This is a genomic window from Methylobacterium sp. GC_Met_3 (assembly GCF_026540775.1).
GTDB lineage: Bacteria > Pseudomonadota > Alphaproteobacteria > Rhizobiales > Beijerinckiaceae > Methylobacterium.
Genome location: NZ_JALNUL010000004.1, coordinates 209743 through 236266 on the forward strand (window position 1 = coordinate 209743; position 26524 = coordinate 236266).

Genomic DNA, 26524 nt, shown 5'->3' on the forward strand with positions numbered 1-26524 from the left:
CGGTGTGCTGGATGGGGTTCGGGATCGACCGAGCCGACGGCGTGTCCGAGGCGGGCATGAGAAGGCGGATGATCGGGTCCCCGGGGTCGGAAGCGGCGCACCACCACGGCATGACAGTCTTGGCGTCCGAGTACAGACGCTTGCGCGCGAGACACTCGGGCTGCAAGCCCCGATACAAGACTTGCACCACCAATTTTGCCTCTCGCCGACCCCGCCCGGACGCGATCAGCCGATCTTGAGCACCGCGCGCTCGCCGACCTTGGAGGCCGGCAGCGCGGCCGCTGTCATCCCGGCCGAGACCGGGTCCGGCCCGGTCTCCTTGGGCTCCGTTCCGGGTGCCGGAGCGATGCCGCGCGCCACGACGACGTCCGATTTCGTCACGCTCGGCGCCGACGGGGCAGAACTGGCATTGCTTGAAGCGGCCGGGACGAGGACGGGCGCGGGCGCATCGGTGCGCTCCGCTTCCGGATCGACCACGGCGGGGGAGGCCAGGGTGTTCGGCGGCTCCTGCCACGTGAACGCATCCAGGCGGCCGCTGACCGGCGAGACCGGCGCCCAGGTCTCGGAAGCGATTCCGTCGGCGATCCAGATGCGGTCGCGCGGGGCGCGGGCGGCGCGGGCCAACCATTCGCGGGCTTGGCCGGAATTGATGCCGTGCTCGGCCTCCTCGATCGCGGCCATCATCAGGCAGGACCGCGCGGTCGGACGGTCGGTGAGGAGCGGCTTCACGGCCTCTCGCGCCCGCTTGTAATCGCGCGCGTCCAGGGCGGCCTGACCGAGGGCAAGCCGCGACTCGGGATCCCAGACCGACAGCTTCGCCAGAACTTCGGCGCGGGCGAGGCGGTCACGGACCGAGTCGCCGGTGCGCAGGCCGAGATAGACCTTGGCGAGGTCGGGATGAGGGTTGGCCTTCCAGGCTGCCTCGACGATGCGGGCCGCCTTCTTGAAGTCGCCGCGGCGGGCCAGCAGCCGGCCGGCGATGCAGGCGGCCGGGACGAGGTCCGGGGCCAGCTTGACGGCCTGGAGGGCGCGCTCGGTGGCGACCTCCGGCTCGCCGGCCTCGCGCTCGCCCGCGATCGCGGTCAGCAGGACGGCGCGCTGACGCCTTGCGGTCGCCTTGTCGATCAGACCGAGCGAAGAGCGGCGCTCGATGGTCTCCAGGGCCGCGCCCCAATCGCCGTCGACGCTCTGGGCCTCCAGCAAGGCCTCGTTGGCCCAGGTGACGCTCGGGGCGAGGCGGGCGGCCTCGGTGGCGTAGGCACGGGCGGACGTCTCGTCCTCCCGGCGACGGGCCTCCACGAACAGGCCGCGCAGACCCAGGACCCGGGTCTCGGGGTCGTCGACCATGCGCTGGAAGGCGCTCTCGGCGGCGTCCCGGTCGCCGGAGATCTGAGCCGCCTGCGCCTTGAGCAGGAGGGTCAGCGGCTCGGTGCCCAGCAGGCGCTCGGCGTCTCCAGCGTACCGGCGGGCGGCCAGCGGATCACCCGAGCCAACCGCCACCATGCCGCGGGACAGGGCGGAGAGGCCCTTGGTCCGGCGCCGCTCGGCGGAGCCGCGGACCAGGGCCTCGGGCAGGCCGATCACGCCGCGCACGACCGCCCAGAACAGGCCCAGGACGATGGCCGCGGCGATCACCCCGACGAGGGCCACCGCCAGGCTGGTGCCGATCTGGTAGCCGTTCCACACGACGGTGACGGTGCCGGGCCTGTCGGCGATCCAGACCGCCCCGAAGGCGGCGAGTGCGAGCAGGGCCAGGAAGGCGAGGGCGCGCCACATGGGGTCAGTGTCTCCTATCGACGGCCGCGCGGCGACGGTCGCTCAGTGCGGGAGGGGCGGGGCGCCTGCACGCCCGCCCGGAGGAGTTGCGGCCGCGCGACGCGCGGCTTGAAACCGTCACAATCCTAGCGGCCGGGCGCGGGGGTGGAAGCGGGCGTGCCGGAGCCTTCACCGGTCGGCAGCGCCTGGAAGGCGTTTCCGATCAGCGTCCGCGCGGCCTGTTCGGCCTCGGCCCGCGCCTTGAGCTTGGCGCCGAAGTCGCCGGCCTCGTCCCGTGCCTCGGCCGGCAGCGCCGCAAAGGCCGTGGCGGCCGCGGTGAGGTCGCCGCGATCGAGGGCTGCCTGGACCTTCGCCTCCGGCTGATCGGCGGCCTCCGGGGCCGGCGCATCGGCCTTGCGCACCTGAACGAGGCCATCGGCCATGCTCAGGAGCTTGGTGCGGAAGTCGCCGCTCTCGGCGGCCGTCTTGGACTGCTGCGCCCGCCGCTTGGCGGCGATCCGCTCGGCGACCGGCCGGAACGCGTCCGCCAGCTGGGAAGCCGTGGGCGCACCGGTTTCCGCGAAGGGGGCGAGCGCCTTGGCCTGCGCGTCGGTCGCGGGATCGAGTTTGCGCAGGCTGGCCAGCGGCTCGGCGTAGGCCGATCCGGATTCCAGCGCCGAGGCGACCCGGTCAGCGACGACCACACGCAGGGCCGCCTGGACGGTGGCGGTCTGGGCCCGCTGCGCCACGCTCTTGTCCAGCGCGGCGATCTTGTCGGCCTGCTCCTGAAGCCGGCGGTCGACCGCCTTCGTGGCTTCCGCGGCTTGGGTCTGCCCCGCCTCGGCGGCGGTACGGCTCGCTTGTGTGGCCGCCTGAACCGCCTCGGTGGCGGCCTTCACCCGGCCTTCGAGGGTCTGCTGGAGCGCGTCGAGTCGCTGGCCGAGGGCGGCATCCGCGTCGGCATTCGCCTTGGTCTTCTGCTCGACCTCGCCCTGCAGCGCGGCGAGTTTCTTGGAGGCGTCCGCGTCAGCCCCATTCGACTCAAGCGCCCTCAAACGGGCATCGAGATCGGCAAATTGCTTGCCGTTATCCTGGACCGCGCCGAGCTTGGAATCCGCCGGCTGGTCGCGGCCCGGCTCCTCTTGAAGCGCGGCCACGCGCTGATCGAGACTGTCGAGGCGCGCCGCCAGATCGGCCGGCACCGCCGGGGCCGGACCGGAGGCGGAGCCATCCGGAGCGGAAACAGCCGGCGCAGGAGCGCTTCCCGCCTTGTCGAGGGCCTGCTTGGCCGTCGATTCGGCAGTGGCGATCCGCTTGTCGAGGGCGGCCACGGCATCCCGGGGCGCGAGCCCGTCCAGACGCGTGCCGAGGGCGGCGATCTGCCCGGTAAGCTTCTGATCGAGGGCGTTGAGACGCGGATCTGGTCCAAGCCCGGCCGTCTCGGCGCCGAACAGGAGCCCCGCGCCGATCACGCCGCCGAGCAAGCCGGCTGTCGCCAGCGAGCCGAACCCGGCCCGGCCCCGGGCCGCCGGAGCAGCGGCCGCCGTGCTGGCGGAGACACCCGGGATCGGGCCCTTCACGGACTCCTTCGGGGCATCCTTCGGCGGCTCCTTGCCACCCGCGTTCACCTGAGGACCCGTCCCCTTGCTGGGGGCAGGCGGATCGGGGACGCGCTTGGCCTTCATGTCGAGGATCGGACCGGCCGTGACCGTACCGGCGCTCACCGTGCCGGCAGCGCCCGTGGGTGCTCCGCCCGGACGGGATCCGGCCTGCGGCCCGGAACCCGTCTGCTGACCCGCGCCCGGCTGGCTGGGCTTCGGCGGCTCAGTCGCCGGCTTGTTGGACGCGGCACTGGTTGCGCCCGTAGCCGACGCGGTCGAGGCGGTCGCGGAAGCCGATGCAGCGGCCAACTTGGCGGCGTCCGGCGCCGGGGTGAATCCCGACTTCGCCGTGCTCGACGGATTGGTCTCGGGCTTGCCGGATGTGTCCTTGGGCGGGGTCATCCCGGTCGCTTCAGTCTTCACGGCATCGGGGGTCTTCACGATATCGGGCTTAACGGCGCTCGGCTGTGCGGCTGGACCAGTGGATGGCTTGGCGCCGTCCACAGCCGAGGCCGACTTGCCAGCCTCGGGCTTCGCGTCGCTCGTTCCAGGCTTGGCGGCGACGACCGGCTCGGTCGCCGGCCTCGGCATCACACCGGCAGGCTGGGGCTGGCTCGCGCCCGGCCCCGACTGGCCCGGCTTCGCGCCGCCGGTCGCGCCGGTCGCGGACGCGCCGGGCCGGGTCTCGACGCCGGACGGATTGGTCGGCCCGGGCTTGGCGGGCGCAGGATCCGGTCTGCGGCCGCCGGATCCGGGCTTGTCGGCGTCGCTGGGTGGTGGCGTCACGGGCAAGTCCTCCAACTCTTCGGCGTCGCCGCGCCCCCCTAGCACCGCCCCGGCCCTAGGCGCGAGGGCGAGATACGGCGGCCCGGCCTCCCTGTCACCGCACGCCAAGCCGGGCAGCAGCGCGAGAGCGTCCAGCATGTCCGTTTCCCGCGGACACGCCGCGACGAAATGGACCGGAACACCCGCCGCTTCCAGGGGTGCGGCAACGTCCGCCGACAGGCAGTAATGCCTCAGGCGGCGGAAAGCTCCGCCGTGGCCGGCGTCTTCCGCCAACGCGTGGGCGATTGCGGCGCTGCGCCGGGAGTAATGCAGGACGGCGTCCAGGTTTCCGTCGGCGAATGCGCGGTCGATCGAATCGGGCAGGGCCGGTAGCGCCTCCGCCGCGTAGGCCACGAAAATCGCGACCCGGAACCCGGCCGCCGCAAGCGTCGCCGCAGGCTCCGGCTTCCGCTCGGCCCCGGCCGCGTGGAGGAGGTGCGCGCCGGGCGGCAGGATCCGGCGCGCCAGGGCGGCAAGGCCGGCGGCATCGCCGGGCCCCGCGTGCACCGACCCGAATCCGGCCTCCGCCGCCAGCGCGGCCGTGCGCGCGCCGACCGCGAAGACCGGCAGTCCCCGCAGCGAGGCGGCGTTCCGCAGGGCCGGCATCGCGTTGGCACTGGTGAGCAGAAGCGCGTCGAACGGGCCGTCGGGCGGTCGTTCCCCGGTCGGCCGCACCGCCAGGACTGGGGCCACGAGCGGCGCGTGGCCGCGCGCCGCCAGAGCCGCGCCGGTCCGCGACGCGCCCGGTTCCGGCCGTGCCACCCAGACGCGCAACCCTCACACGTCCAGGGTCAGGCGGACGCCGTGGCGCGCCTCCGCCCCGGGTGGCAGGAGGCGCTGTGAATCCCGCTCGGTCAGGTCACCGGAAAAATCGGCCCAATCGGCGTAGCCGGTCCAGCATTCGAGGGAGAGGAACGGCGCCGTAGGCTTGGTCCAGACCGCGAGATGCGGGAAATCCGCCATCTCCATGCGGATCGCCTTATCCGGCCCGGTGAAGCGCATCGTGCCGCTGCGGGCGTTCCGAAACACGAAGGCCTCGGTGAAGATCGCCGGATCGAGGGGTAGCGTTTCGCCGGAGAGGGGAATCGGCTGCTCCGCGCGCAGCAGCAGGCCGCCGGGGCCGACCTGGGGGGCGAACGGCCGCTCCGGATGGTCGAAGTCAACCGCGTAACCGCCATCCTTCGCCCGCGCCCCACCCGCGAAGGGCCACGGGAAGGCCGGGTGGAAGCCGAGCGCGTAGGGCAGGGGCGCGTTGCCGGGATTGGCGATGGTCACGTCGAAGTCGAGTCCCGCCGGCCGCACCCGGGCGGTGATGTCGAGCCGGAACGCGAAGGGATAATGCGCCCGAGTCTCGGGCCCATCGGTCAGGCGCAGGGTCACCGAATCGACGCTTTGCTCCACCACCGTGAAGGGCAGATCCCGGGCGAAGCCGTGCTGGCCCATCGGGTAGCTTTCGGACCCGACCTTCACCTGCCCGCCCGCCGAGGCACCGACCACCGGGAAGAGCCACGGGGCATGGCGGTTCCAATGGGCCGGATCGCCGCTCCAGAGGTACTCGGTCCCGCCGACCTGCCAGGAAACCGGCTCGGCGCCGTAGGTGGTGAGCGTGGCCGTGGTGCCGTCCGCTGCTGTCAGCTCGATGCGCGTGCTCACGGTGGTCTCCCGGTCAGGCTTTGGAGCCGAGGTAACGGAGGTGGGCCGGGACGCAAGGGGCCTCGTCACGCCGCCGTGCCGAGGCCCGGCAGCACCGCCTCGGGCGGCCCGGAGGCGACCAGTCGCCCAGCCTCCAGCACGTGGACCGCATCCGCCCCCTCCAAGGTCGAGAGTCGATGGGCGATCAGGATCAGCGTCCGCCGGCCCGAGAGCGCCCGCAGCGCCCGCATCACCGCGCCCTGCGTCTCCTCGTCGAGGGCTGAGGTCGCCTCGTCGAACACGATCACGTCGGGGTCGTGATAGAGCGCCCGGGCGATACCGAGACGCTGGCGCTGGCCGCCCGAGAGCCGCGCCCCGCGCTCGCCGACCCGCGCGTCATAGCTATGGGGCAGGGCGGCGATGAAGTCGTGGGCGCCCGCGAGCCGGGCCGCCCGCTCGACGGCGGCGCGGTCCGGCGCATCGACGCCGAGCGCGATGTTCTCGGCGACGGTTCCGTCAACCAGGAATACGTCCTGCGGCACGTAGCCGATACGGTTCTGCCACGCAGGGAGCGTGGCGGGATCGAGGGTGCGGCCGTCCACCGTGATCCGCCCGGCGCCGGGGCTCAGCACGCCGAGGATCAGGCCGGCGAGGGTCGACTTGCCCGATCCGGTCCGCCCGGCGAGGCCGATCGTCGTGTTGACCGGAACCGTGAGATCGATCCCAGCCAGCGCTGGGCGGCCGGTGCCGTAATCGAAGCCGACGCCCTCCAGGCGGATCGCCTGCGTGAACGGCAGGCGATCCGTGGTGCGGGGCAGGGTGGCTCGCTCCTGCGCGAGTTCGTCGACGATCACCCGCACCGCCGGCAGGGTGAAGCGCATCAGCGCCACCGAGGTGAAGATGTTCTGGAAGGCCGGCAGCATCCGGTAGCCTGCGAAGGCGAACAGTCCCAGCAGCGGCAGGATGCCGGCGACGTCGAGCCCCTGGGCGAGGGCGAACAGCACCACTACGATCACGCCGCCGAAGGCGAACGCCTCGATGACGAAGCGCGGCATCTGCCCGGTGAGCTGGCTCGCCGCGGTGGCGACCGCGTAGGCGCGCGCCGGGGCGTCGAACCGGGCCGCGAAGGCTTCCGCCCGGCCGTAGAGCTTCAGCTCGGTGTGCGCCCCGAAGGTCTCCTGCACGATCCGGAAGCGGGCCTCGTTGTCGGCGACCGTGCGGGCGCCGAGCCGGGCGAGGCGGGCGCGCATCACAACGTAGATCCCGACATAGAGCCCGCCGAAGCCGCCCCCGAGAATCAGCGCGAGTTGCGGCGCGTAGACCAACAGGAAGGCGATCACCGCGAGCGCCGAACTCGCCCGCGAGGCCAGCACGGTGGCGGGCGTCAGAGCACCGACCACCAGCCGGTCGGTCTCGGACAGCACGTTCTTGGCGAGTTCGGCGCTGTTGGCCTGCGTGAAGAACAGGCGCTCCCGGTCGAGGTAGCGGAACAGCAGGCGCCGGCTGAAGCCGTAGCCGGCCAGATGCGTGAACCGGAGCTGAGCGTAGGTCAGCCCGGCATTGACCAGGGCTGTGACGAGGATCGCCACCAGCGCCGCGCCACCGGTGACCAACAGGAAGCTGCGCTCGTCGGCGAGACCGAGGAAGGCTCGTGTCTGGACCAGATAGGGGATGCGGGTCGCCGCGGAAGGGTCGCCCACCAGCGTTAGGAACGGGATCACCGCAGCGACGCCCACCACCTCCAGTAGCGCCGCCACCGCGAGGCCCAGCGCAATGAGGGCGAGGCGCCGCCGGTCGGGCGCCCGCATGGCGCGGACGAGGTCGATCAGCGCGCGCATGGCGTCTGGGGTCTGGGTCGGGCGGCTCGCATGGCCGGGCCGGGCTTAAGGGCGCCGCCCCGGCCTGTCCACGCCGGGCTCAGTCGAGCTTCTTGAGCGAGCCGAGATCCACGTCGCCGTTCTGGCTGGAGAAGGTTAGCGACTTCGACGACCCATCCGCCTGCGACACGCCACCGATCCGGTGGTCACCGCTGTCGTAGGTCGAGACCTGCCCGTCGCGTTCGATCAGCAGGCGGTGCTTGTCGGGGAAGAACGCGTATTTCATCCCGTTCTGTGCGCCGCTGGTCGCGGGCTCGCCGAGATCCTTCGGCCACCAGGGCTCCATGCCCTTCATCGGCTCCATCGGCTTCATGGGTTCCATGCCCTTCATGGGTTCCATGCCCTTCATGGGTTCCATGGGCTTCATCGGTTTCATCGGCTCCACGATGCGTATCTCCTACTGGCTCCAGAGACAGGAGGACGCGGCAGGGCGGGAAGAGTTGCATGCCATCCCGCCCCGGCGCGGGATCACACCGGGGGCCGCTCGCGCGCCGGCCGCTCCTGGACCTGCCCGTCGAAGCCGACGTGAAGCTGATGCTCGCGCCCGTCCTGGTCCTTGGCGGCGACGTCGAGGTGGCGTGGTCCGCGGCCGGTGACGCGCACGTCGCTGTAGCCGGCCGCCTGCACGGAGGCCGTCAGGGCCGGGAGGTCGAGCGTCGGCCCGAGGCCGATCCGGTCCTTGGCCCAGTCGAGGCTCCCCATCGGCGGCCCACCGGCCGGCCCGAGCACGACCTTGCGCCCGTCCCCGTGCGTGAGCACGCTGGCGTGCAGGAAGCCCGTCTCGAACCGGCCCTGCACCGTGACGGCCTCGCCCCTGGCGACGAGCTTGCCGTCCTCGCCCTCGCGGCCTGTCTCCACCAGCGCCCGGCCGGTCCCGTCCTGAACTACCAACTTGTTGCCGAAGATCTCGGCCACCGTACCCTTGATGGCGGTCGCGCCGGAGGGGGCCAGCGCCTGGATCGCCACCGGCTCGACCGGCGTCGGCTGGAAGGTCGTCCCCTGCGCCAGGGACAGGCCTATGGCCCCCATCACCAACGGGGCTGCCAGGGCGCCCACCACCCAGGTCCGCCGTGGGATCGCCCGGCGCGCCGGGGTTGCCGGCTCGCGGATCTCCCGCGCGGTGCCGTCGATGGTCTTGTCGTCGGTCATGATGTGGTCTTTCGAAAGAGCTCCGGATCCGTGCGATCCGATGCCCCTTCCTAAGGCCCCCCCGGCAATCCGGACTGAACCGGGCGGTTCAGCCCCGGTTAAACCCGGATCCGTAATGGGATCCGACGCACAAGCGGAGCCGAAGCACATACGGCATCAAGGGCTTGGCCTCGCAAGCTGACCTGTAATCTGCACTGGAGCAATCTGCACTTGAGCGCGCCCGAGCCGGCGAACAAAATGAACCGCCGGCTCTAGGTCATCGCGACATCGATCCCAGCGATAAGAAACTGAAACGACATGACCTTTTTGCGGCCGAAGAGTGTCCGCTTATCGCGAGAGCGACGAAAGCACCGCATGAGATCGACAGCAAGGCCGGGCTATTACGGGCAATCTGTTACCGTCTGATCGCCTAATATGACGCAGCTGCCCGAATTCTCTATCATTCAGTGTAAGCGCCTAATATCTCGATGATGTCTACCCGGCGCCGCTTTCATGAACGAACACAGCGTTATTATGTATCAAACCATCATATCGATACCCGATCGTTCCAATATCTCTGATCAATTTCCAGACATCATTATGCCCATATTCGATACACAGCACGCGTGGCAAGATAGGCGAATCTTTCATACCATCGATCACTGCGCTTTCTGCGCCCTCGACATCGAGAATGAACAGATCGATTGAGGGCAATGGATACTGCTCCAACAGGCTCCGATAGGTCAGCGTGGCAACATCAAATTGCTCAAAGTGGCACCCCTCCGACAACAAATCGTCGAGATGTTTCTTCGTATGATCGAGTGAACCATTGTTGAAGTTACGACCGTGAAGCGGATGAACTGCCTGTCGAAATTCCGACCGACCATCGCTGTCGGACAGGGCCGCATTCACGTTGATTGCCCTCGGACGATTTTTACACAGCGCTCTGAAAGCATCGGGAAACGGCTCAACGTTAATGCCCGCCCAACCCAGCGTCTCTTCAAAGAACAAGCCAGAGGATTCAGTCACACCGTCAGCGGCGCCAGACTCGATGAAATGCCCGCGGCGCCCTTGCATATCGCCAAAATAACGCCGGAAAAGCAACTCGTCCTGAGGAGGATTCCATTGCCCGTGAAAGCGGACAGTGGCGGGGAGATTGGGAATTGGGCGCCGCATATCTGCAAGGCGCCGCTCGAATAGATTTATATAGCGGCGTGCCACCTCGCCCCAATTGGAATCGGTCAGACGGTGACGGTCGATCTGCGCCTTAGCTTTAACATTATCAATCTGTCTGACCGCCATCTCAAGCTTTCGCGCAATATCATCGCAATCATGAGGGTCAAACAAAATAGCATTTCCGCCGATACGCGATAACTGTTCACGCAGAACTGGGATGTTTGAACAAGCAACCGGAATGCCCACCGTGAGCGCCTCTGCCACGGGAAATCCTCCTCCTTCAGCCAGCGTTGGGAAAACCATGAGATCGGCCCGCCGAAGTACTGCATTAAAGACGTTATCCGGCACCATGCCGAGACCCATAACGTCTTCACCCCAGACGAGGCCTGCTTGGGTAATAGCATTAAAGATATGCCATCCATGATGACCAACCGGGAATTGCGGCAGGTAGTCAGTGTAAGGCCCCGTTAATACCAAGGGTAACCGCCAGCGGCATCGACCGAGCGCAGTGATCAGAGCAATATGATTTTTATGCGGAAATATTGTTGCGGGGCACAAGATATAGCGGTCCGGAAGGCCGGTCAGCGAAACTGTGCTATCAATTTGTAATGTTTTGTGGGCTCCCGGAAGGGGAATGACAGTACTGTCTCCTGCCCGCTCGAAGAGTCGTATAAGATCGTTCTGAACCTCGTGGGAAAGCAGCGCCATAGGCACACGCCAGTCGAGTAGCCTCGACGTAACTGCAGTCTCAGCCTGCAATATATTGGCAACGTAGTTTCGAGTATTATCATCCAGTAAGGGCATAATGTGCGGCTGATGTCGCGGCAGAATAAAGTCTAAAATCGTTGCAACTGTTTTCTTCGCCAATGGCTCGGAAATCAGATGGCGATGCGCCCATGGAAGCCATATTAAGTCGGCTCCTTCCCTGAAGACGTCCGGCACGAAAAACGGAGAGCCGTCGACGCCTTTGATCGCGGTTATTTCGTCTTGAAAAACTTGAATAGAAATCTTTGCTTCATTGAGTACTTTTATATATCGCTCCAGCGCTTGGCCGCCAGTTACGAGATCAAAACTATAACCGGGAATATCTAGAAGTTCGCGTACCAATTCCGTAACATAGCGCAACCCACCCCCTTCATTTGCAACATAGTCGATAATTCGAATGTGCGGCATTGGAAAACTCTTGTTCGCGTGGTTTTTCAGAGCACCGTCAAATTGAAATGTGATCGACACTCTGAGTTGATTTGAAGTTTTATGCCCGAAGTCACCGCTAACAGCGACATTCTTGATGGTGAAGCACGCTCAGTACCAGCGGCCCAACGATTCTCATAGAGCAGGTATGTGAATGTCGATATGATACGACGTAAAAGCTCCAATCTTTTTTACGGCAAGGTTGCAAAAATGCAATTAAAATATAAGACTTATTGTATTTTTGTTGCATTTAATGAACTTTAAGGATCTTATATAGAACAATATTACGTCATTTACTTTGAAAACCGCGTTATAAGCTTAGTATAGGCCTTGATATCTGTTCTTAATCTCGTTTGGCGGTGATCGAAGAATGGGATGGCAAGAAATCATTCGTGCAAATCAAGCGTTACCGTATTCGACGATGGCCCTGACCGCGCCGAGGATGGAACCGTGAGGCGAGCCGATCTTGCAAATGTTGGGTTGAATGACTTGGTGCAATCAGCGGGCGCGGTACAGCCGAGCCGCGGAGGACGAACGGGTGAAGATCCTGCTGGTGGAAGACGATGCGGCGCTCGCCGCCGAGGTGGCCAAGGTTCTGCGGGCGGAAAACTTTGTCCTCGACCACGCCGCCACCGGTGAGGACGCGCAGCATCTCGGCGAGACAGAGGGTTACGACGCGGTCGTGCTCGACCTCGGCCTGCCGAAGGGCGACGGCGTTTCGGTGCTGCGCGCGTGGCGCGCGGCAGGGCGGACCCTGCCGGTGCTGGTGCTGACCGCCCGCGACGGCTGGAGCGACAAGGTCGCGGCCTTCAAGGCCGGGGCGGACGATTACCTCGTCAAGCCGGTCCGCGTGGAGGAGCTGGTGATCCGCCTGCGCGCCCTGGTGCGCCGGTCGCAGGGCGGCGGCGCCAGCCGGATCACCTGCGGGCCGCTGAGCTTCGACCCCGGGCTCGGCGCCTTCGAGCAGGACGGCCTGCCTCTCAAGCTCACCGGTCTCGAATGGCGGGTCCTGTCCTGCCTGATGCTGAACCACGAGACCGTAGTGCCGCGTCCACATCTGATCGAACGGGTCTACGAAGGCGACGCGGATGTCGATTCGAACTCCGTGGAGGTGATCATCACCCGCCTGCGCCGGAAGATCGCCCCGGCGAGGATCGAAAGCGTGCGCGGGCACGGCTACCGGCTCCACGCGGATCCCGCCTGATGTCGGCAGCGACAGCCCACCCCTCGCTGCGGACCCGCCTGCTTGGCGCCGCCGTGGTGCTGGTCCTGGCCGCCCTGGTGGTGGCCGGCCTCGCCATCGGGGTGATCCTGCATCGGTTCGTGCGCGGGCAGCTCGACGGCCGGCTGGACGCTCAGATCGTCGCCCTGCGGGCCGGGCTCGAAGCCGGGATCCTGCCCGAGAGTCTCGACGCGCCGCCCTTCGACCGGCCCGGCCCCGGCTGGGCCTGGGAGGTGCGCCGCGGGCCCGAGACGACCCGGTCGGGCTCACTGCGGGGCGGCGACATCCGCCTGACCGAGCCCGGGCCGGAGGACGTTCCGGGCCGCCCACATCCGGCCTGGGGTACGGGTCCCCGCGGTCAGCCGCTCTATGCGCGCGTCGTGACGCTGCCGGGGACGCAGCCCGCCACGATCGTGGTCGCGGCCCCGGAGGGCGAACTGTACGGGCCGCTGCGCGAGGCTTTGACCAGCCTCGCTTTGGCGCTGGGGATCCTCGGCCTGTGCTTGCTGGCCGGATTGGCGTTCCAGGTGCAGCTTGGCCTCGCGCCGCTGCGACGCCTGCGGACCGATCTCGCCTCGGTGCGGGCCGGCACCCGGGAGCGGGTCCCGGCCGAGCAGCCCGCCGAGATCGCACCCGTGGTGGCCGAACTCAACGCGCTCCTCGACCAGAATGCCCGGAACTTGGAGCGGGCGCGGGGTCACGTCGCCAACCTCGCCCACGCCCTGAAGACGCCGCTCGCCACCCTGTCGATGGCCCTGGCCGCCCCAACCCGCGATCCGGACGGGGCGCTCCGCCGCGAGGTGGAGGACATGGACCGACGGGTCCGCCACCATCTGCGCCGAGCCCGGGCGGCAGCGCTGGCGGGCTCGGCCCGGACCCGCACGCCCCTGGCGCCGCAGCTCACGGACCTGCGCAATGCGCTCGTGCGGCTCTACGCCGAGAAAGGCGCGGCGATCGCGCTGGCCGTACCGGACGACCTCGCGGTGTCGTGCGAGGGCCAGGACCTCGACGAGATGCTCGGCAACCTCGTGGACAATGCCTGCCGCTGGTGCCGGGGGCGGGTGCAGGTCTCGGCCGTCGCGGAGGATGGCGCGGTGCGGGTGCGGGTCGAGGATGACGGGCCGGGCCTCAATGCCGAGGCTGCCGCGGCCGTGATGGCCCGGGGCCGGCGCCTCGACGAGGGCGTGCCGGGCCATGGCTTCGGGCTGCCCATCACCTTGGAGCTGGCCGAACTCTATGGCGGCGGGCTGACGCTCGGGCGCGCCGACCTCGGCGGCCTCCGGGCGGAGCTGACCCTGCCGGCCTGATCGGCAAAGTCCTGGTTTCGAAAGGTCTGCGACCTTTCGTGGGTGAAGGGCAAAGCCCTTCTGTCGGGCTCCGCCCTGACGACCCGCCAAAGGGCACGCCCTTTGGAAACCCGTCTTCAGCCCAGCGCCTCCCGCAGGATCAGGCGGATACGCGGGTCGATGCAGTGAGCGACGTTGAAACGCATATAGCCGTTCCAGGCCTCCGACAGGCTGAACGACGTCCCCGGCGCCAACACCATCCCGCGAACCAGCGCTCGGCGGGCGACATCCGCCCCGTCGCGCCCGTCCGGCAGGCGCATCCACAGAAAGAACCCGCCCCGGGGCTGCGCCCAGGGCTCTAGGCCGCAGGCGCACAGCTCCGCGGAGGCCTGCACCATCGCGGAGGCGAGACGGCGGCGGGTCTCCGCGAGGTGGCGCCGGTAGGCCCCCTCGGAGATCAGCGCGTGCACCAGCGCCGCCGTGATGTGGCCGTTGCCGAGGCTCAGCGCCAGCTTGAGATCGACCAGCGGCTCGACCCAGTCGGCCCGGAGCGCGATCCAGCCGCAGCGCGCGGCCGCCGAGAGGGTTTTGGAGAAGCTGCCGATCTGGATCACCCGCTCCAGACCGTCGAAGCCTGCGAGGCGGGGCGCGGCGTCAGGCTCGAGATCGCCAAAGATCTCGTCCTCGACGATCAGCGTGTCGTGCGCCTCGCACAGCTTCAGGACCCGGTGCGCCACATTCGGCGCGAGGCTCGCCCCGGTCGGGTTCTGGAGGGCGGCGTTGGTCAGGTAGAAGCGCGGTCGGTGCTGCTCCAGCAGAGTCGCGAGCGCCCGCAGGTCCGGTCCCTCCGGGGTGATCGGCACGCCGACCACCGTGACCCGCTGGGCACGCAGCAGCGCCAGGAAATTGAAGTAGCAGGGATCGTCCACCAGCACGGTGTCGCCGGGCTGGAGCAGGAAACGGCAAACGAGGTCGAGCGCCTGCGTGGCCGATTCGACCAGCACGATCTGGTCGGGCTCGGCGCCGACGCCCTTCTCGCCGATCTTGCGGGCGATCTGGCGGCGCAGGGGCTCGTAACCGAGCGGCCGGTCGTAGTTCGTCATCTCGGCGAGGCTGGCTCGGGCCACCCGGCGCAGGCCGCGCCGGATCGCCTCGTGGGGCATCCACGCATCGGGCAGCCACCCCGCCCCGGGCTTGAGCTGGTCGGATCCCGCCTGCTGCGCCTGCCGGGTGATCCAGAGCGGATCGACGATCCGGTCGAGCTGCGGTCCCATCGCCTGGAGCGAGAGCGGCCGCGTCTTGCCGGCGACATAGAAGCCGGAGCCCGGCCGGGCCACGACCGCGCCTTCAGCGGCCAGCCGCTCGTAGGCCTCCACGACGGTGGATTTTGACACGCCCATCGTGTCCGCAAAGGCGCGCACCGAGGGAATCCGGACGCCGGGCACAAGATGCCGAGCCGCGATCCGCCCCCGGATCTCCCCGACCACCGCCTCGACACGCGTCCCGGGGCTTCTGACTGCGACCGCCATCCGTACTGCTCGACCGACCGGACAATTCGTCAGAACCGTACCGAACTGTTCCTGTCGCCGCCAGTCCTGCTGGGCCAGGATCGCCCTACCCCAGAGACATGGAGGAGGGGATCATGGACCAGTGCCTCACGCAAAGCGCCGCTGCCCGACCCACATGGATCGCCCGAGCGGCGCGGGCGATCGCCGAGGCCTGCGCGGAGATCCGGGCCGGCCTGTCGCGTGCGGCCATGAACCGGCGCGTTCTGCACCGGCTCTCGACGCTGTCGGAGCGCGAATTGAAGGATATTGGCCTGTCACACCGGGACGTGGCGGATGCCTTCGGGCCGGGGATCGGCGATGCCATCGACCTGTTGAACGGCCGCCGCGACGAGCGCCGATCTGCGCGGCCGACCCGCCGGTGGTGATCGGACGGACGGGGTCGTAGGATCCGCCCATGACGCTGCGTGACGTGCTGGCCGCCCTCCTCGTCGTCACGATCCTCGGGCTGGCCTTCGTGGCCATCAAGGCCGGGTTGGAAACCGTCCCGCCGCTGACGCTGTGCAGCCTGCGCTTCGCCTTCGCGGCGGTGCCGGCGGTGTTGGTGATCCGGCCGCCCCACGCGCCCGCCCTTTTGGTGACGGCGTTCGGCTTGGCCCTCGGCGTCGGCCAGTTCGGGCTGCTGATGACCGGGATCCAGCTCGGCATGCCGGCCGGCCTGTCCTCGCTGCTGATCCAGACCCAGGTGCCGTTCACCGTGGCGCTCGCCTGGGCCGTGCTGGGCGAGCGCCCGCGCACCCTTCAGGTCCTGGGCGGCGTGGTCGCGCTCCTCGGCGTCGCCGCCGTTGCGCTCGAGCGGGGCGGCGACGCTCCGCTCGGGCCGCTGCTGATGGTGGTCGGCGCGGCCTTGGGCTGGGCCAGCGCCAACATCGTCGTGAAGCGCATCGGCCGCGTCGATATGCTGGCGCTGATGGTCTGGAGCAGCCTGGCCACAACGCCGCCGCTCCTCGCCCTGTCGCTGATCGTGGAGGGACCGGCCGCCTTCGCGGGCTTGGCGCATCCAAGCTGGGCGGCGATCGGCTCGGTAGCGTTCCAAGCCTATCCGACGACGCTCCTCGCCTTCGGGCTCTGGAGCCGGCTCCTAACGCGCTATCCCGCAGCCACCGTGACGCCCTTCGCGCTCCTGGTGCCGGTGGCGGGGATCCTGAGCACGCATTTCGTCTTGGGCGAACCGCTCAGCGCGAGCATCGTGGCCGGCGGCAGCCTGATTCTGGCGGGCATTGCGCTGAGTCTTCGCGGAGCCCGACCCGCAAGCCGGTCACATCAGTCCACGGTAGAGGCGCCGAGGGCCACGTAACGACCGCCCTAGCGTCCGCCGGTAACTGCACGCGCAAGTGTTGAAGACAGCAGCCCGCGCATCTCCCGCGCGGATCGGACTACTCTCGTATTCAACGGGGAAGGGGACGTGGCGCGGGCGACGGGGCTCGAACCCGCGACCTCCGGCGTGACAGGCCGGCACTCTAACCAACTGAGCTACGCCCGCACGGCGTGGTCGCTTCGAAGGGGCGTTTCGCCCGGCGACGGGGCGGGGTTTATGGGTGGACCGGGGGGCTGTCAAGCGCATCAGCCGTGGTTTCGTGCATCGAGGTGCCGATGGACCTGCGCGCTTCCGTCGTGTTGCAGGCATGCCGCCCATGCCCATCTCTGGAGAGGACTGACAGCGCGCTTTGTGCGACGCGACAAGCCATTGTCACGGGCCGGCGGCTCGACTAAGCCTCCGGCCGCGCGCATCCTGGCATAAGAACAATTCCACGGGCGAATCCGGTGTCGGCGTTGCACCGCGGTTTTCCTTGTCTCACGAGGCCCTGGCATGACCGGATTGTTGGCGGATTACCTGCCGCTCATCGTGTTCATCGGCGTGGCACTGTTCATCGCCACGGCTCTGCTGGTCGTGCCGTTCCTCGTCGCGTTTAAGAACCCGGATCCGGAGAAGCTCTCGGCCTACGAGTGCGGGTTCAACGCCTTCGACGATGCCCGCATGAAGTTCGACGTGCGGTTCTACCTCGTCGCAATCCTGTTCATCATCTTCGATCTTGAGGTCGCGTTCCTGTTCCCGTGGGCGATCACCTTCGGGGATCTGGGCTGGTTCGGCTTCTGGTCGATGATGGTCTTCCTCGGCGTGCTCACGGTCGGCTTCGTCTACGAGTGGCGCAAGGGCGCCCTCGAATGGGATTGATTCGCGACAGCCGCCTACCCGCACCCCATTCCGAGTCGCCGATGGCCCTGATCACCGACACGACCCACAGCCTGTCCCGCGCCCCCGCGGTCGCGCCCCAGCCGAAGGGGATCATCGATCCCAACACCGGCCGGCCGATTGGCGCCGACGACCCGACCTTCCTGTCGATCAGCGACGAGCTGGCCGATCGCGGCTTCCTGCTCACCACCACGGACGAGCTGATCAACTGGGCCCGCACCGGCTCGCTGATGTGGATGACCTTCGGTCTCGCCTGTTGCGCGGTCGAGATGATGCAGATGTCGATGCCGCGCTACGATTGCGAGCGCTTCGGCTTCGCGCCCCGCGGCTCGCCCCGCCAGTCCGACGTGATGATCGTCGCCGGCACGCTGACCAACAAGATGGCCCCGGCTTTGCGCAAGGTCTACGACCAGATGCCCGAGCCGCGCTACGTCATCTCCATGGGCTCCTGCGCCAATGGCGGCGGCTACTACCACTACTCGTATTCGGTGGTGCGCGGCTGCGACCGGGTGGTGCCCGTCGACATCTACGTGCCCGGCTGCCCGCCCACCGCCGAGGCGCTGCTCTACGGCGTGCTGCTTCTCCAGAAGAAGATCCGCCGCACCGGCACGATCGAGCGCTGAGGAGCGGCCATGTCCAACGGCATCTCGATCCTGCCCCACACCCAGCCGGTCTACGGCGAAGACGCGATATCGGCGCTGGCCGAGCGGGTCGTCGGCGCCCTGGGCCCAGCGGTGGTGTCGCACACCATCACGTTCGGCGAGCTGACGCTGGTGGTCCAGGCCTCCGACATCGTCTACGCACTAACCTACCTGCGCGACGATCCGGCCTGCGCGTTCCGCAATTTCATCGACATTTGCGGCGTGGACTATCCGCAGCGCGAGAAGCGCTTCGACGTGGTCTACCACCTGCTGTCGCTGCGCCATAACTTGCGCATCCGGCTGAAGGTGCAGACCGACGAGGTGACGCCCGTCCCCTCGGTGATCGAGGTGTTCCCGGCCGCCAACTGGTACGAGCGCGAGACCTACGACCTCTACGGGATCCTGTTCTCGGGCCATCCCGACCTGCGCCGCCTGCTCACCGATTACGGCTTCGAGGGGCACCCGCTGCGCAAGGATTTCCCGCTGACCGGCTTCGTCGAGGTCCGCTACGATCAGGACCAGGCGCGGGTCGTGTACGAGCCGGTGAAGCTCACCCAAGAGTTCCGTAACTTCGACTTCCTGTCCCCGTGGGAAGGCACCGACTACGTGCTTCCGGGCGACGAGAAGACGACGTCGGCATGAGCCGCGGAGACCGCCCGTGACCGAACACAACATTCGCAACTTCGCGATCAACTTCGGCCCGCAGCATCCGGCGGCGCACGGTGTGCTGCGCCTCGTGCTGGAACTGGACGGCGAGGTGGTCGAGCGAGTCGATCCGCATATCGGCCTGCTCCACCGCGGCACCGAGAAGCTGATCGAGTACAAGACCTACCTGCAGGCGACGCCCTATTTCGACCGGCTCGACTACGTGTCGCCGATGAACCAGGAGCATGCCTTCTGCCTGGCGATCGAGAAGCTCGCCGGCATCGAGGTGCCGCGGCGCGCGCAGCTGATCCGCGTGCTATTCTGCGAGATCGGCCGCCTCCTGTCACACCTCCTCAACGTCACCACGCAGGCGATGGATGTCGGCGCCCTCACGCCCCCGCTCTGGGGCTTCGAGGAGCGCGAGAAGCTGATGATCTTCTACGAGCGCGCCTCCGGCGCCCGGCTCCACGCCAATTACTTCCGGCCCGGCGGCGTCCATCAGGACCTGCCGCCGAAACTGATCGACGACATCGACGCGTTCTGCGATCCGTTCCTGCAGGTCGTTCAGGATCTCGACGACCTCGTCATGGCCAACCGCATCTTCAAGCAGCGCAACGTCGACATCGGCATCGTGTCGGTGGATGAGGCCATGCAGTGGGGCTTTTCCGGCGTGATGGTGCGCGGCTCCGGCATCCCGTGGGACCTGCGCAAGGCGCAGCCCTACGAGTGCTACGAGGAGATGGAATTCGATATCCCCGTGGGGAAGAACGGCGACACCTATGATCGCCAGGTGATCCGCATGGAGGAGATGCGCGAATCGGTGCGCATCATGAAGCAGTGCATCGCCAAGCTGCGCGAGCCCGCCGGCCAGGGGCCGATCGCCTCGATCGACGGCAAGTTCGCACCGCCGCCGCGCCGGGAGATGAAGCGCTCGATGGAGGCGCTCATCCACCACTTCAAGCTCTACACCGAGGGCTTCCACGTGCCCGAAGGTGAGGTCTACGCCGCGGTCGAGGCGCCGAAGGGCGAGTTCGGCGTCTATCTCGTGTCCGACGGGACCAACAAGCCGTATCGCTGCAAGATCCGCGCGCCGGGCTTCGCGCATCTTCAGGCGATGGACTGGATGTGCCGCGGGCACCTTCTCGCCGACGTGTCCTGTGTGCTCGGCACGCTCGACATCGTCTTCGGCGAAGTGGATCGGTAAGACAGAAGCGATGGCCAACCGCAGACTCGCCCCCGCCTCCGAGCAGCCTCAAACCTTCGCGTTCTCCCCCGAGAACGCCGAGTGGGCCAAGACCCAGATCGCCAAGTACCCCGAGGGCCGTCAGGCCTCCGCGGTGATCTCGCTTCTGTGGAAGGCGCAGGAGCAGAACGGCGGCTGGCTGCCCCGTGCTGCCATTGAGGCGGTGGCGGCCGAACTCGGCATGCCGAACATTCGCGTGCTGGAGGTCGCGACCTTCTACACGATGTTCGCGCTGGAGCCGGTGGGGCGTTTCTGGATCCAGGTCTGCGGTACGGTGCCGTGCGATTCCTGCGGCGCGCGCGGGCTGAAGGAGATGCTTCACGACCGGCTCGGGGCCCCCGGCCACGTCTCGGCGGACGGCAACTTCTCCTGGCTCGAAGTTGAGTGCCTGGGCGCCTGCTGCAACGCGCCAATGGTGCAGATCAACCAGGATTATTACGAGGACCTGACGCCCGAATCACTCGGCGAGCTGATGGACGACCTCGCGGCCGGCCGGCCCGTTAAGGTCGGTTCGCAGACCGGGCGCGTCTCGTCCGAGCCCCAGGGCGCCGTGAACACGCTGACTGACCCGACCCTGTTCGACGGCTCGCGCGTCGGCGCCTGGCGCAAGCGCTTCGAGGAGGCCGGGAAGGCCGAGGAGCCGGCCGCCGGCGTGCCCCCTAAGACCGGCGAGGCGGCGGCCAGCGTGCAGCAGGCCGCGACGAACCCGAAGCCGGCCCGGCCCGATGCCGGCCGCGCGGTCGAGCGGACCGCCAGCGATGCCCCGGCCCAGCGCGCCGCAGACGGCGAGACGCCGGTCAAGCCCGAGGACCGCGCCGATGCGGCCGAGCGCGGCCGGTCGACCGCCAAGGCCGGCGCCGCCCGCCAGGGTGACGCGGACGTGCTCGACTCGCCAGCCAAGCGCGTCGCCGAAGGCGAGCCTGCCGCCGGCGACCAGGGCAACCAGGATGTGCCGGCGCGCGATGCGGTCCCGCAGCAGCCGGAGGCCTCCGGCGCGAGCGACGCCGAGGTTGCGGCGGAGGCCGAGGAGGCGCGCGTCGCCGGCGCGCTGGCGGCTCTGCCGAAGGACGCGACGCCCGAACAGAAGGCCGAGGCGGTCGGCAAGCGGCCCCCGGCACTCGACGCCGCTCGAACCGGACGGCCCGATGACCTCACCCGGATCGAGGGCTTAGATCCGGACAACAGCCAGCGCCTGAACGGCCTCGGCATCTACCATTTCGACCAGATCGCCGCCTGGAGCCGCGACGAAATCACCTGGGTCGGCACCTACCTCGCGTTCCCGGGTCGCATCGACCGGGAGGACTGGGTCGGGCAGGCCAAGGCGCTGGCCGCGCCGGCTCAGTGAGGAGCTGACATGCTGTCGGATCAGGATCGTATCTTTACCAACCTCTACGGGTTGCAGTCGCCGGGTCTGGACGCCGCCAAGAAGCGCGGCGCCTGGGACGGGACCAAGTTCCTGCTGGAGCAGGGCCGCGACTGGATCATCGACGAGATGAAGGCGTCGGGCCTGCGTGGCCGCGGCGGCGCGGGCTTCCCGACCGGCCTCAAGTGGTCGTTCATGCCCAAGAAGTCCGACGGGCGCCCGCACTATCTCGTGGTCAACGCCGACGAGTCGGAGCCGGGCACCTGCAAGGACCGGGAGATCATGCGGCACGATCCGCATCTCCTGATCGAGGGCTGCATGCTGGCCTGCTTCGCGATGGCGGCGCATGCCTGCTACATCTACATCCGCGGCGAGTACGTCGCCGAGAAGCACGCGCTCCAGAAGGCCGTGGATGAGGCCTACGCGGCCCGCCTCGTCGGCCAGTCGAACGTCCACGACTACCCGTTCGACATCTACGTCCACCACGGCGCCGGGGCATATATCTGCGGCGAGGAGACGGCCCTCATCGAGAGCCTGGAGGGCAAGAAGGGGATGCCGCGGCTCAAGCCGCCATTCCCGGCCAATATGGGCCTCTACGGCTGCCCCACGACGGTGAACAATGTCGAGTCGATCGCGGTGGCCGGCACGATCCTGCGCCGGGGCGGCGCGTGGTTCGCGGGGCTCGGCGGCAAGAACAACACCGGCACCAAGCTGTTCTGCGTCTCGGGGCACGTCAACAAGCCGTGCAACGTCGAGGAGGAGCTGGGCATCACCTTCCGCGAGCTGATCCACCGACATTGCGGCGGCATGCGCGGCGGCTGGGACAACCTGCTGTGCTCGATTCCGGGCGGCTCGTCGGTGCCGCTGGTGCCGGCTGAGCAGATCGTCGACGCCAAGATGGATTTCGACACTCTGCGTAACCTCGGCTCCGGCCTCGGCACCGCGGCGGTGATCGTGCTCGACAAGTCCACCGACATCGTCGCGGCGATCACGCGGATCTCGTACTTCTACAAGCACGAATCCTGCGGCCAGTGCACACCCTGCCGCGAGGGCACCGGCTGGATGTGGCGGGTGATGCAGCGCATGACTGAGGGCCGCGCGCAGAAGCGCGAGATCGACATGCTGTTCGAGGTGACCAAGCAGATCGAGGGGCACACGATCTGCGCGCTCGGCGACGCGGCGGCTTGGCCGATCCAGGGCCTGATCAAGCACTTCCGCCCCGAGATCGAGAAGCGCATCGACCGCTACACTGCGAACCCGCACAGCGAGCCTGTGCCGATGGCGGCTGAGTGAACCAATGACGGGCCAGCTTCACACCCTGATGCCCGTGTCGCTGCGGCGGATCGACGGCACGGTCGATCGTCTGAGCGACGATAGTCGCGACGTGAAAGGCCGCAGGGCTGCGGTCGACAAGAATCTGGCTGGCGTCCACCGGCGGATCGACAGGGTCGAGCCTCGCATCGAGCGGATCGAGCGGCGCCTCGATCTTGCCGACGCCCCGCACTGAGATTGCACCGATGACAAAACTTCTCGTCGACGGCACCGAGGTCGACGTCCCCGCCGAATACACGCTGCTCCAGGCCTGCGAGGCCGCGGGCGCCGAGATCCCGCGCTTCTGCTTCCACGAGCGGCTGTCGATCGCCGGCAATTGCCGGATGTGCCTGGTCGAGCTGAAGGGTGCGCCGAAGCCGGTGGCGTCCTGCGCCTACGCGGTGAAGGATTGCCGCCCCGGCCCGAACGGCGAGCCGCCGGAGATTCTGACCCGCTCAGGCCTGACCAAGAAGGCCCGGGAGGGGGTGATGGAGTTCCTCCTCATCAACCACCCGCTCGATTGCCCGATCTGCGACCAAGGCGGCCATTGCGACCTGCAGGATCAGGCCATGGCCTACGGGGTCGATTCGACCCGCTATCAGGAGAACAAGCGCGCGGTTGAGGAGAAGCATATCGGCCCGCTGGTGCGGACCGCGATGAACCGCTGCATCCATTGCACCCGCTGCGTGCGCTTTCTGGCGGAGGTGGCGGGCGTGCCCGACCTCGGTGCCATCGGCCGCGGCGAGGATATGGAGATCACCAGCTACCTCGAGCAGTCGATGGCCTCGGAGCTCCAGGGCAACGTCGCCGACCTCTGTCCTGTGGGCGCCCTTGTGCACCGGCCGCAGAGCTACAACGTCCGACCCTGGGAGCTGAACAAGACCGAATCGGTCGACGTGATGGACGCGGTCGGCTCGTCGATCCGCATCGATACACGCGGCCGCGAGGTCATGCAGATCGAGCCGCGGGTCAGCGAGGAGATCAACGAGGAGTGGATCTCCGACAAGACCCGCTACCACATCGACGGGCTGCGGATGCAGCGCCTCGACCGCCCGTACCTGCGCGAGAACGGCCGCCTGCGGCCCGCTTCCTGGGGTGAGGCGTTCCAGGCCATCGTCGCCAAGGTGAAGGGCGCGGATCCCAAGCGGATCGGCGCGGTGGTCGGCGACCTCGCAGGCGTCGAGGAGATGTTTGCGCTTCGCGAGCTGATCCGGAGTCTCGGCTCGCCGAACCTCGATGGCCGCCAGACCGATGCCGGCCTCGACCCGGCGCTCGGCCGCGCATCGTACATCTTCAACCCCACCATCCCGGGCATCGAGGCGGCGGACGCGATCCTGATCGTCGGCGCCAACCCGCGGACCGAGGCCTCGCTGCTGAACGTACGCATCCGCAAACGCTGGCGCATGGCGCCGCTGGCCGTGGGTGTGATCGGCGAGCCGGTCGATCTGACCTATCCGAGCCATTACATCGGCGCCGGCCCCGATTCGCTGGCAGCTCTGGCGCGCGGCGAGCACAGCTTTCTGGAGATCCTGAAGGAGGCGAAGGCACCGCTCGTGATCGTCGGCGCGAATGCGGCGCCGGGCGTGTTTGCGGCGGCCGCTACCCTCGCGAAGGATATCGGCGCGATCTCGGCCGATTGGAATGGCTTCGGCGTGCTGCACACGGCGGCGGCTCGGGTCGGCGCGCTGGATCTCGACTTCGTTCCGGGGGAGGGCGGTCTGACCTTCGCGCAGATGCTGGAGCCGGGCGCCCTCGACGTCCTGTTCAACCTCGGCGCCGACGAGCGCGACGTGGCTCCGGGCGCCTTCGTGATTTACCAGGGCAGCCACGGCGACCGCGGCGCCTCCCGCGCCGACGTGATCCTGCCGGGGGCCGCCTACAGCGAGAAGTCGGCAACCTGGGTGAACACGGAAGGCCGGGTCCAGATGGGCAACCGCGCCGCCTTCCCGCCGGGGGATGCCCGCGAGGATTGGGCGATCCTGCGCGCCCTGTCGGATGTACTCGGCAAGCGCCTGCCGTTCGATTCGCTGACCGCTCTGCGCCGGGCGCTTTACGCCGCCCACCCACATTTTGCGGCGGTCGGTACCGTGGAACCCGGCGCGGTCACCGAGGCGGTTGACCGTCTCTCGGGCCTTGGCGGCGATGCCAGCGGGCCGGCCTTCGCGTCGCCGGTGACCGACTTCTACCTAACCAACCCGATCACCCGCGCCTCGCAGATCCTTGCGGAATGCTCGCGCATCGCCCGGGAGCGCGCCGCCGAGGCGCGGCCCCTGGCGGCGGCCGAGTAGGAGCCAAGACCGATGACGTCGCTCGAAATCCTCGGGACCGTGCTCCTGATCGTGCTGAAGAGCTTTGTGCTGCTCTCGGCGCTGCTCGTCTTCATCGCCTACGCGCTGCTCGCCGACCGGAAGATCTGGGCGGCGGTGCAGCTCCGGCGCGGTCCGAACGTGGTCGGGCCGTTCGGCCTGTTCCAGTCCTTCGCCGACCTGCTAAAGTTCGTGCTCAAGGAGCCGGTCATCCCGGCGGGCGCCAACAAGGCGATCTACCTGCTGGCGCCGCTGGTCTTCGCGATGCTCGCTTTGTCGAGCTGGGCGGTGATCCCGCTGGCCGACGGCTGGGCGATCGCAGACCTCAATGTCGGCATCACCTACATCTTCGCGATCTCGTCCCTTGGCGTCTACGGCGTCATCATGGGCGGCTGGGCGTCGAACTCGAAATACGCGTTCCTGGGCGCGCTCCGCTCGGCGGCGCAGATGATCTCGTACGAGGTCTCGCTCGGCTTCGTGATCATCTGCGTGCTGCTCTGCGCCGGCTCGCTCAACCTGTCGCGGATCGTGATGGCGCAGGACACCAGCCTCGGCCTGTTCGGCTGGTACTGGCTGTGGCTGTTCCCGATGTTCGTGGTGTTCTTCATCTCGGCGCTGGCCGAGACCAACCGCCCCCCCTTCGATCTGCCGGAGGCTGAGTCGGAGCTCGTGGCCGGCTACATGGTCGAGTATTCCTCGACCCCGTACCTGCTGTTCATGCTCGGTGAGTACGTCGCCATCATGAGCATGTGCGCGCTGGGGACCATCCTGTTCCTGGGTGGCTGGCTGTCGCCGATCCCGTTCGCGCCCTTTACCTGGGTGCCCGACGTGATCTGGTTCACTCTGAAAGCCAGCTTCCTGTTCTTCCTGTTCGCGATGGTGAAATCCATCGTGCCGCGCTACCGCTACGATCAGCTCATGCGCCTCGGCTGGAAAGTGTTTCTGCCGATCTCGCTGGTCTCGGTCGTCGTCGTCGCCTTCGTGCTCAAGCTCACCGGCCTCGCGCCGGGCGCTTGAGCCCACCCGCCGCAACGGAGATCCGGGCATGAAGCTCGATCAAGTCGCAAAAAGCCTTCTCTTGAAGGAGTTCGTGTCGGGGATGATCCTCGGCATGCGCTATTTCTTCAAGCCGAAGGCCACGATCAACTACCCATTCGAGATGGGCCATCGCGGGCCCCGCTTCCGGGGCGAGCATGCTTTGCGCCGCTATCCCAACGGCGAGGAGCGGTGCATCGCCTGCAAGCTCTGCGAGGCGATCTGCCCGGCACAGGCCATCACCATCGAGGCGGGTCCCCGCCGCAACGACGGTACCCGACGGACGACTCGGTACGACATCGACATGGTGAAGTGCATCTATTGCGGCATGTGCCAGGAGGCCTGCCCGGTGGACGCCATCGTCGAGGGGCCGAACTTCGAATTCTCGGTGGAGACCCGGGAGGAACTTCTCTACGACAAGGCGAAGCTTCTTCTGAACGGCGACCGCTGGGAGCGCGAGATCGCCCGCAACATCGCGATGGACGCGCCTTATCGCTGACTCATGTCGGGGGCGCTGTTGTGCCCCCG

Annotated in this window: 22 protein-coding genes and 1 tRNA gene; 14 read left to right on the forward strand and 9 right to left on the reverse strand. The window is 67.9% G+C overall.

The annotated features are described in order from the left end of the window. Positions 1–225: 225 nt before the first annotated feature. The 7 genes from OXS27_RS08275 to OXS27_RS08305 form a co-directional block, all read right to left on the reverse strand. Complete coding sequence (locus OXS27_RS08275) at positions 226–1776, reverse strand: heme biosynthesis HemY N-terminal domain-containing protein (RefSeq protein WP_267355444.1); 1551 nt, start codon at positions 1774–1776, stop codon at positions 226–228. A 125-nt stretch (positions 1777–1901) separates the two neighbouring features. Further along, positions 1902–4943 carry a uroporphyrinogen-III synthase gene (locus tag OXS27_RS32645; RefSeq protein ID WP_346732999.1) on the reverse strand — a complete coding sequence of 1014 codons (3042 nt, stop codon included), beginning with the start codon at positions 4941–4943 and terminating at the stop codon, positions 1902–1904. A gap of 15 nt (positions 4944–4958) precedes the next feature. Further along, positions 4959–5834 (reverse strand): aldose 1-epimerase family protein, encoded by an 876-nt coding sequence (locus tag OXS27_RS08285; protein ID WP_267355445.1) that lies wholly within the window; start codon positions 5832–5834, stop codon positions 4959–4961. 65 nt (positions 5835–5899) lie between these two features. Further along, on the reverse strand, positions 5900–7651 hold the full coding sequence (locus OXS27_RS08290) for an ABC transporter ATP-binding protein (protein WP_267355446.1): 1752 nt from the start codon (positions 7649–7651) through the stop codon (positions 5900–5902). 79 nt (positions 7652–7730) lie between these two features. Further along, positions 7731–8030, reverse strand: a complete 300-nt coding sequence (locus OXS27_RS08295; RefSeq protein WP_267355517.1) for a hypothetical protein — start codon at positions 8028–8030, stop codon at positions 7731–7733. Positions 8031–8158: 128 nt separating this feature from the next. Continuing rightward, a complete protein-coding gene (locus OXS27_RS08300; protein ID WP_267355447.1) occupies positions 8159–8839 on the reverse strand; it encodes a DNA-binding protein in 681 nt (226 codons plus the stop codon). A gap of 474 nt (positions 8840–9313) precedes the next feature. Continuing rightward, positions 9314–11227, reverse strand: a complete 1914-nt coding sequence (locus tag OXS27_RS08305; RefSeq protein WP_267355448.1) for an FkbM family methyltransferase — start codon at positions 11225–11227, stop codon at positions 9314–9316. A 496-nt stretch (positions 11228–11723) separates the two neighbouring features. On the opposite strand from OXS27_RS08305, the gene OXS27_RS08310 reads away from it, so the two are divergent. Further along, a complete protein-coding gene (locus OXS27_RS08310; RefSeq protein ID WP_267355449.1) occupies positions 11724–12389 on the forward strand; it encodes a response regulator transcription factor in 666 nt (221 codons plus the stop codon). Further along, positions 12389–13714 carry a sensor histidine kinase gene (locus OXS27_RS08315; RefSeq protein ID WP_267355450.1) on the forward strand — a complete coding sequence of 442 codons (1326 nt, stop codon included), beginning with the start codon at positions 12389–12391 and terminating at the stop codon, positions 13712–13714. Before OXS27_RS08310 ends, OXS27_RS08315 begins: the two co-directional genes overlap by 1 nt. Positions 13715–13830: 116 nt before the next feature. Here OXS27_RS08315 and OXS27_RS08320 read toward each other — a convergent pair whose 3' ends face one another. Further along, entirely contained in the window at positions 13831–15222 is a 1392-nt protein-coding gene (locus OXS27_RS08320; RefSeq protein WP_267355451.1) for a PLP-dependent aminotransferase family protein, read from the reverse strand. 113 nt (positions 15223–15335) lie between these two features. Between OXS27_RS08320 and OXS27_RS08325 the strand changes: the two genes are divergently transcribed. Together OXS27_RS08325 and OXS27_RS08330 are read left to right on the forward strand one after the other, a co-directional pair. Further along, positions 15336–15626, forward strand: a complete 291-nt coding sequence (locus tag OXS27_RS08325; RefSeq protein WP_267355452.1) for a DUF1127 domain-containing protein — start codon at positions 15336–15338, stop codon at positions 15624–15626. Positions 15627–15655: 29 nt separating this feature from the next. Further along, the gene (locus OXS27_RS08330; protein WP_243927199.1) at positions 15656–16555 is read left to right on the forward strand and encodes an EamA family transporter; all 900 of its coding nucleotides are present in this window, start codon (positions 15656–15658) and stop codon (positions 16553–16555) included. A 109-nt stretch (positions 16556–16664) separates the two neighbouring features. On the opposite strand, the gene OXS27_RS08335 is transcribed toward OXS27_RS08330, so the two are convergent. Beyond that, positions 16665–16741: transfer RNA gene (locus OXS27_RS08335), tRNA-Asp, on the reverse strand. A 327-nt stretch (positions 16742–17068) separates the two neighbouring features. On the opposite strand from OXS27_RS08335, the gene OXS27_RS08340 reads away from it, so the two are divergent. From OXS27_RS08340 to nuoI, 10 genes are read left to right on the forward strand one after another with little or no spacing between them, the layout of a single operon-like run. Continuing rightward, positions 17069–17434, forward strand: a complete 366-nt coding sequence (locus OXS27_RS08340; RefSeq protein ID WP_243927201.1) for an NADH-quinone oxidoreductase subunit A — start codon at positions 17069–17071, stop codon at positions 17432–17434. A gap of 41 nt (positions 17435–17475) precedes the next feature. Further along, positions 17476–18075: an NADH-quinone oxidoreductase subunit B gene (locus OXS27_RS08345; RefSeq protein WP_007560753.1), complete on the forward strand. Its 600-nt coding sequence runs from the start codon at positions 17476–17478 to the stop codon at positions 18073–18075. A gap of 9 nt (positions 18076–18084) precedes the next feature. Further along, positions 18085–18735 (forward strand): NADH-quinone oxidoreductase subunit C, encoded by a 651-nt coding sequence (locus OXS27_RS08350; protein WP_243927203.1) that lies wholly within the window; start codon positions 18085–18087, stop codon positions 18733–18735. A gap of 16 nt (positions 18736–18751) precedes the next feature. Continuing rightward, complete coding sequence (locus OXS27_RS08355) at positions 18752–19942, forward strand: NADH-quinone oxidoreductase subunit D (RefSeq protein WP_243927205.1); 1191 nt, start codon at positions 18752–18754, stop codon at positions 19940–19942. Between the two features lie 10 nt (positions 19943–19952). Further along, complete coding sequence (gene nuoE / locus OXS27_RS08360) at positions 19953–21326, forward strand: NADH-quinone oxidoreductase subunit NuoE (protein ID WP_267355453.1); 1374 nt, start codon at positions 19953–19955, stop codon at positions 21324–21326. A 9-nt stretch (positions 21327–21335) separates the two neighbouring features. Further along, positions 21336–22637, forward strand: a complete 1302-nt coding sequence (nuoF, locus tag OXS27_RS08365) for an NADH-quinone oxidoreductase subunit NuoF (RefSeq protein WP_267355454.1) — start codon at positions 21336–21338, stop codon at positions 22635–22637. 4 nt (positions 22638–22641) lie between these two features. Then, positions 22642–22851 carry a hypothetical protein gene (locus OXS27_RS08370; RefSeq protein ID WP_243927210.1) on the forward strand — a complete coding sequence of 70 codons (210 nt, stop codon included), beginning with the start codon at positions 22642–22644 and terminating at the stop codon, positions 22849–22851. A 10-nt stretch (positions 22852–22861) separates the two neighbouring features. Then, positions 22862–24943, forward strand: a complete 2082-nt coding sequence (nuoG, locus tag OXS27_RS08375; RefSeq protein WP_267355455.1) for an NADH-quinone oxidoreductase subunit NuoG — start codon at positions 22862–22864, stop codon at positions 24941–24943. Positions 24944–24955: 12 nt separating this feature from the next. Continuing rightward, positions 24956–25978, forward strand: a complete 1023-nt coding sequence (gene nuoH / locus OXS27_RS08380) for an NADH-quinone oxidoreductase subunit NuoH (protein ID WP_267355456.1) — start codon at positions 24956–24958, stop codon at positions 25976–25978. A gap of 28 nt (positions 25979–26006) precedes the next feature. Then, entirely contained in the window at positions 26007–26495 is a 489-nt protein-coding gene (gene nuoI / locus OXS27_RS08385; RefSeq protein WP_091715437.1) for an NADH-quinone oxidoreductase subunit NuoI, read from the forward strand. Positions 26496–26524: the final 29 nt, after the last annotated feature.

Bases quoted from the DNA above. Each gene is read 5' to 3' on its own strand.
- OXS27_RS08350 (WP_243927203.1), top strand. From the start codon at position 18,085: ATGTCCAACGGCATCTCGATCCTGCCCCACACCCAGCCGGTCTACGGC.
- OXS27_RS08320 (WP_267355451.1), bottom strand. From the start codon at position 15,222: ATGGCGGTCGCAGTCAGAAGCCCCGGGACGCGTGTCGAGGCGGTGGTC.
- OXS27_RS08295 (WP_267355517.1), bottom strand. From the start codon at position 8,030: ATGGAACCCATGAAGGGCATGGAACCCATGAAGCCGATGGAGCCGATG.
- OXS27_RS08325 (WP_267355452.1), top strand. From the start codon at position 15,336: ATGGACCAGTGCCTCACGCAAAGCGCCGCTGCCCGACCCACATGGATC.
- OXS27_RS08345 (WP_007560753.1), top strand. From the start codon at position 17,476: ATGGCCCTGATCACCGACACGACCCACAGCCTGTCCCGCGCCCCCGCG.
- OXS27_RS08315 (WP_267355450.1), top strand. From the start codon at position 12,389: ATGTCGGCAGCGACAGCCCACCCCTCGCTGCGGACCCGCCTGCTTGGC.
- OXS27_RS08300 (WP_267355447.1), bottom strand. From the start codon at position 8,839: ATGACCGACGACAAGACCATCGACGGCACCGCGCGGGAGATCCGCGAG.
- OXS27_RS08275 (WP_267355444.1), bottom strand. From the start codon at position 1,776: ATGTGGCGCGCCCTCGCCTTCCTGGCCCTGCTCGCACTCGCCGCCTTC.
- nuoF (WP_267355454.1), top strand. From the start codon at position 21,336: ATGCTGTCGGATCAGGATCGTATCTTTACCAACCTCTACGGGTTGCAG.
- nuoE (WP_267355453.1), top strand. From the start codon at position 19,953: ATGGCCAACCGCAGACTCGCCCCCGCCTCCGAGCAGCCTCAAACCTTC.
- OXS27_RS08290 (WP_267355446.1), bottom strand. From the start codon at position 7,651: ATGCGCGCGCTGATCGACCTCGTCCGCGCCATGCGGGCGCCCGACCGG.
- OXS27_RS08330 (WP_243927199.1), top strand. From the start codon at position 15,656: ATGACGCTGCGTGACGTGCTGGCCGCCCTCCTCGTCGTCACGATCCTC.
- nuoG (WP_267355455.1), top strand. From the start codon at position 22,862: ATGACAAAACTTCTCGTCGACGGCACCGAGGTCGACGTCCCCGCCGAA.
- OXS27_RS08340 (WP_243927201.1), top strand. From the start codon at position 17,069: ATGACCGGATTGTTGGCGGATTACCTGCCGCTCATCGTGTTCATCGGC.
- nuoH (WP_267355456.1), top strand. From the start codon at position 24,956: ATGACGTCGCTCGAAATCCTCGGGACCGTGCTCCTGATCGTGCTGAAG.
- OXS27_RS08370 (WP_243927210.1), top strand. From the start codon at position 22,642: ATGACGGGCCAGCTTCACACCCTGATGCCCGTGTCGCTGCGGCGGATC.
- nuoI (WP_091715437.1), top strand. From the start codon at position 26,007: ATGAAGCTCGATCAAGTCGCAAAAAGCCTTCTCTTGAAGGAGTTCGTG.